Origin of the sequence: Streptomyces sp. NPDC002130 (genome assembly GCF_040296465.1) — a bacterium.
In the GTDB taxonomy this organism is placed as follows: Bacteria; Actinomycetota; Actinomycetes; order Streptomycetales; family Streptomycetaceae; genus Streptomyces.
On sequence record NZ_JBEOXI010001274.1, the window covers coordinates 1 to 1,037 of the forward strand.

Below are 1,037 nucleotides of genomic sequence, written 5' to 3' on the forward strand. Positions count from 1 at the left end.
GTCCGAGCAGGTCACCGAATTGGGTCATGCGCTCATTGTGCCCGCTACGCCTTTCTGCCACAGGACCGCCTCGCCGACGGTCGGAGTTATGCAGGCTACATACCGGTCGTTACCCTGACATGGTCATTGCTGCATAAGACCGAAGGGTTACCCGTGCCGGACTCGAAAGACGACAACTCGACAAAGAGCGCAGCCCCGAAGGGTGCGTCCGAGAAGTCGGCCCCGACCGAACCTGCGACTGTGGCGATCCAGAAGGCAGACAAGAACTCGAAGGCCGGCAAGGATTCGAAGGCAGACGGCGACGCCAAGACCGCTAGTGCGCCAACGGTCGCGATCCCCAAGGCAACTCAGGCTCCCACGGCAACTCCGGCTCCCACGGCAACTCCGTCACCCACAGCAGCCCCGACACCCCAGCCGAAACCGGAGCCCGCCACCGTCGCGATTCCGAAAGCCTCGCGGCCGACACCACCGCCCCGGCAAGCTCCGACCCCACCACCACCGGCGCCGCAGCGCGCCGCGCCTCAACGTGTTGGTGCCGCAGCGACCCCACCGCCGGCCCAGCCGATGCCGACCCGTATCGAGCCCGCCGCGCCGGAGAAGACCAAGCGCAGCGGCAAGGGCTGGTACATCGCGGCAGCAGCGGCCGGCGTGGCCGTCCTCGCGGCGATCGGCGTCGCCGTATTCGTCTCGTCCAACAGCGGTAGCGGTGAAAGCTCACCCGAAGCTCAGGTCCAGACCGCCATCTCGACGTATGTCGACGCTCTGCAGACCGGCGATCTGGCAACGCTGCGAACGTCGACCTGTGGGGCGTTGGGCGAGTACTACCGCACCATTCCCGACGCAGCGTTCGCTCAGGTCCACGACAATGCCGTCGCGCAGAAGACGATCCCGCAGGTCGGGGCTGTCGACGCGGTTCGCATCACCGACGACACCGCGATCGCTCAGGTCCAGGCAAGTTTGCCGAGCACGGGCGAGCAGTCATGGCGCACATTCGACCTCGAGCGCCAGGACGGCACGTGGAAGGTCTGCGATCCCAG

Annotated in this window: 1 protein-coding gene; it reads left to right on the plus strand. The window is 66.5% G+C overall.

What is annotated here, in order from left to right:
* Positions 1-564 precede the first annotated feature (564 nt).
* The coding region (locus tag ABT116_RS50225; protein WP_351648526.1) for an Rv0361 family membrane protein at positions 565-1,037 on the plus strand (473 nt) is incomplete at its 3' end.